The sequence below is a fragment of the Mesorhizobium sp. M1A.F.Ca.ET.072.01.1.1 genome, assembly GCF_004023325.1.
Lineage (GTDB): Bacteria > Pseudomonadota > Alphaproteobacteria > Rhizobiales > Rhizobiaceae > Mesorhizobium.
Window position 1 is genome coordinate 1 of sequence record NZ_RZSF01000454.1, and the last position, 4,143, is coordinate 4,143.

Sequence of the window (4,143 nt, forward strand, 5' to 3'; positions counted from 1 at the left end):
GGGCTTTCCAGCGCGTATCGCCGGTGCCATTGCCGGCGATCTTCTGCACGGCCTCGACCAGCTCATGGTCGAAGATCCGGCCGTAGTCGGGACCGGTCACCGCTCGCAACTCGAGGCGACCGTTCTCAATTTCGAGGGTCTTAACCTGCTCCGCGCGATGTGAGCTTAACCCATACTGAAGATTTATGGCGGCGAGCGGGGCCGGGAGCTGTCGCAGATAGGCGGCTGGTGCGCCGCTCAGGCTGGAAAGTTGGCCAAAACTCCAATGCGTGGGTGCGACCGGCGCATCCGCGCCCGGCAGCATAAGCGTGAGGCGTTCCGCATCGTCGCGATTTGCTTCGACGCGAATGCGCTCGCTTTCGACGATGCGCGTACGGCTGCGCTGCGACCGTGCCCTGACCGAGTTCCGGAGGTCGGTGAGCGACGGGTAGCGCTCGTCGGCTGGTCGGTTGAACCATTCCGATGATACGCGGCCGATACGCTCGCCGCGGCTCACATCCACCTTATAGCCTGCACGCGCGTTCCGCGTCGGTGCCTGAATTTCCATCTGTGTCATGGGTTTGCTCCGCGGCGGACGCCGGGAGCCTCTCTCCCGGACCTTCGTCCGCCAACCGCAAGCCCCGCCTGCCCTCTCCCTCTGCCGGCCGCACCGTCGCCTATCGAAGCGCCCGCCGACGTGGCAGCTGCCAAACGTGCGCCCAAGGTGGCGCCGCGCCGCCGGGTGTTCAGCGAAGCGCTCGTCTCGGCGACAAATGCGGGCGGTCAAGCCGTGACGAACAAGCCCGTTGCTTCGATGGTAAAACCATGACTCAATGGGCGTGGGGATGCGGCGGCGTCCGGAGCAATGGAGGCGATGCGACGATTCAGACTTGCTGACCAGGTGATCGAGGAGACGGCGCCGAATCTCCAGGACTTGTTGGCCGATGCATATCGCAGAAAGCTTCGACCGCTTTGCCTGTGCCAGGAGCCCTGCCCCGCGATGTATATTGCCCAGGTTGGCGATCAATACATCGTCAAGCGGATGCCGCTGTCAGGTGGCGGCCATGATCCTTCCTGTTCCTCGTACGAGCCGCCCGACGAACTGTCCGGCCTCGGCCTGCTGATAGGCGGCGCAATCCAGGTCGATTCCGAAACCGGCATGGCCGCACTTAAGTTGGACTTTCGCCTAGCGAAGGTCGGCGCGCGATCTGCGCCGGCAGCTGGCACCGTAGGCTCGGACAGCGTGGTCGGGGACTCCAAGAAGCTGTCCCTGCGCGGTCTGCTACACTATCTCTGGCACGAAGCGGAACTGACAGTCTGGACGTCGCGATGGACTGGCAAGCGCCATTGGTGGAATATTCGTTGGCACCTCGTCGAGGCCGCGCGTCAGATGACGGTCAAAGGCGGTGCGCTCAGCGAAATCCTGTTCGTGCCTGAGCCGTTCCGATCCGCCGACAAGGCCGCGATCGAGCAGAGGCGCACGGAGGCGCTTGCTTCCGCGCTACCCCCAAAGAACGGTCCCAGAAAGCTGATGATCCTTGTCGGAGAGGTCAAGGAAATCGGCGCGGCTCGGAGCGGCCACAAGTTAATTGTCAAGCACATGCCGGGGTTCGTGTTCCTGCTGGACGAGAGCCTTCATCGTCGGCTTCAAACCCGTTTTGAAAACGAGATGGCACTCTGGGGTGCGGATGAGGCATCGCATCTGATCGCAATTGCCACCTTCGCGTTGACCCCGGCCGGGCTGGCCGTGATCGAAGAAATCGCGCTCATGGTGGTGGCGGAGAATTGGGTGCCTTACGAGTCCGCCTATGAAAAGAAGCTGGTCGACGTCCTTGCCAGAACAAGGGAGCGAAGCGTGAAAGGACTGCGCTACAATTTGCCATTAGACAGGCCGACCGCGACGGCGATATTGCAAGTGCAGCCACGGCCGGTTGGACTTTACGTCGTTCACCCTTCGGCCGATGGCGCATATGAGGAATCGCTGGGGGAATTGATCGCATCCCGACCGGAGTTCGATTGCTGGATCTGGCGGACGGCCGATAGTGAGATGCCGACATTGCCAGTTGGGCAGGACAATGTGCCCCTCACATGAAGCAGGTATGTTTCTCGGAGGCTATTGCAGCACGTCTGCTCGCTGCCGACTTTTTTCGAATACCTGTTTGCAATCCAGTTCGCCCATTTGACTTGATGCGCTCAGGAGCGGCGAGCGGATCGCAGTGCAGACGATCAGGGCGACTTCCATTCCGTCGGCTCGGCATCCTCGAGGGCTGCTCAAGTGCTGGATGGTCACACGGCCGGATCGCGCACCGGCGGGTAGGTCCCAGAATGAGCGCTTGCGAGTCTGCTCGATCGCGCAATAAACTTTTCGGCAGTTCACGATCCCATCCCGAACTGTCCGACAGGCGCCCGAAATTCGTCGCGCCGTTAACGATTCGCCGTTTCGGACGTGCAAGAAAAAGCCGGGCTTTTAGCACCCGGCCAGGCAAGAGCTGTCAGACCTCCAGACGGGAACGCGCCGAACGTAAGGGGAGGAGAACGCCCGACGGCACCGTGCATATCGGTAGCAAGGATGACCTCCCAACGACATGCCAGTAGACCACGCGGCCTGATCATCTTGGTGCACTGAAGCTTGCCGCGCCGAATACGTGAATGTGGAGGATAGCGGATGGAGAAATGCCGCCGTTGCCAAGTCAATGAAGCTTGCCATGGCCGGCGGCGTTCGCCCGCGCCGGCGAACAAGAGGTTAGTGTGGCGGGATCGATGCTTGTGATGCGGAGCCCATAGCAGACCGCGCTGGCGGCACTTCTCAGGGGCAACGCCGGCTCTGCGAGCCGCCCAATCTCATGGCCGGATTCGCGCGACCGGTAGGCCTGGCTCTGGGCAAGGAAACGGCGCGAGATGGGGTTTGATGGTGCAAGATCCAGCGCCGGATCAGGAAGGCCATCGCGGAAGCAACGGATCGCTTTGCTAGTGGGCGCCTGGACCAATCTGCTGCTGAGGAGCGCGGGGGCTGCCGCCCATTCCTTGTTATCCCGCGAACAATTCTTTGTACCCTGTCGTCACCATCCAGTTCGCCCGATCGAGATGGCTTCGCGCGGCTTTGCGGGCGCGCTCCGGTTCCTGCACCGGATCGATGCCGAGGATCTCCTGCGCCATCTCCTCATAGCTGGCATCATCAGCGGCCGCATCCAGGAACCTGAGGTACAGCGTGTGGTGCTGTTTGTCGTACGCGGTCAGGCTGTCGGACCATGGCACTTCTTCCTGGATTGCCGGTTTCGTTCCGACTTTCATGGCAGTTCGGTACTCCATCATTATTTCAGTGGGATATTCCTTCGACAGGTTAGCCAAAGCGGATAGGAATCCTAGTCCTAAATGACAATCCCCGATCTCTCTGCAAATGTCCCGCCGCGGTTATTCTGCCGCCGCCTCGACCCAGTCCGGGCTCAATGGCGGCAGATCCTCGAGTTCCCTCCGTGTGGACGGCGTGCGCGCGAGGCGCGGCAAACTTGCAGCGATGCCGAGATGAACGAAATTCACGAGCGCGCGTCCAAGCTCTCAATCGCTGCGCAGAATCTTTGCTTCGAGCGCGGCTGCCACAAACGCACGCCGAGCGACTGGTGGATGAGCCTCACCTCGCAACACCTGCAGACAGGCGTCCATTGCTGCCTTGCGCTTCGCGGTCTGACGATGGAGATGGCGCAGCAGGATGTTGGACGCGTCATTGACATCGAACACGACACGCTCCGAGCTGTGACGGCTGACTTGAACAACGACTGGCCTTTCAAATCTGCTCGAGCCGGTCATCACTCCCCCCTACACCCAGCGGCGACAGCCTCGCTCGCACTTATTTCCTTAGCCGAAACATTCGGCTGCATCCCCACAGCTAAACTTGATCGCTGGCGTCCAAGCGGTGGTCACGAGCGCAATCTGTTCATGTCCGGTGGCGCGGGTTGGCTAGCTGTGAGCTTTCGGGAGGTTGTCCATTCGGACCGGACCGAGGAGACTGGAGTTACCACGCTTCAGCATCCATCGGAGGATCCGAATGAACATCCATAAGAATGCCCGTCTCACACCGCTGCGTCGAGAGGAGATGGCGCTGTCGGTGATAGAAGGCGCTTTCTCCAAAGCCCATGCGGCGCGTGTCTACGGCGTGTCGGCCAAGAT

General features: G+C 61.1%; 4 protein-coding genes and 1 pseudogene. 2 read left to right on the top strand and 3 right to left on the bottom strand.

Annotated elements, in window-relative coordinates:
- Nucleotides 1-556 (bottom strand): annotated as a pseudogene (locus EOA32_RS34040) (hypothetical protein); the annotation flags it as partial.
- Between the two features lie 297 nt (nt 557-853).
- Between EOA32_RS34040 and EOA32_RS34045 the strand changes: the two are divergent.
- Nucleotides 854-2,071 (top strand): DUF1173 domain-containing protein, encoded by a 1,218-nt coding sequence (locus EOA32_RS34045; protein WP_128374051.1) that lies wholly within the window; start codon nt 854-856, stop codon nt 2,069-2,071.
- 935 nt (nt 2,072-3,006) lie between these two features.
- Here the strand turns inward: EOA32_RS34045 and EOA32_RS34050 are convergent.
- Together EOA32_RS34050 and EOA32_RS34055 are read right to left on the bottom strand one after the other, a co-directional pair.
- Complete coding sequence (locus EOA32_RS34050) at nt 3,007-3,270, bottom strand: DUF2285 domain-containing protein (RefSeq protein ID WP_245499488.1); 264 nt, start codon at nt 3,268-3,270, stop codon at nt 3,007-3,009.
- Nucleotides 3,271-3,534: 264 nt separating this feature from the next.
- Nucleotides 3,535-3,783 (bottom strand): DUF982 domain-containing protein, encoded by a 249-nt coding sequence (locus EOA32_RS34055; RefSeq protein ID WP_125007211.1) that lies wholly within the window; start codon nt 3,781-3,783, stop codon nt 3,535-3,537.
- Nucleotides 3,784-4,021: 238 nt separating this feature from the next.
- On the opposite strand from EOA32_RS34055, the gene EOA32_RS34060 reads away from it, so the two are divergent.
- On the top strand, nt 4,022-4,143 hold a 122-nt coding region (locus tag EOA32_RS34060), incomplete at its 3' end, for a leucine zipper domain-containing protein (RefSeq protein ID WP_245474027.1).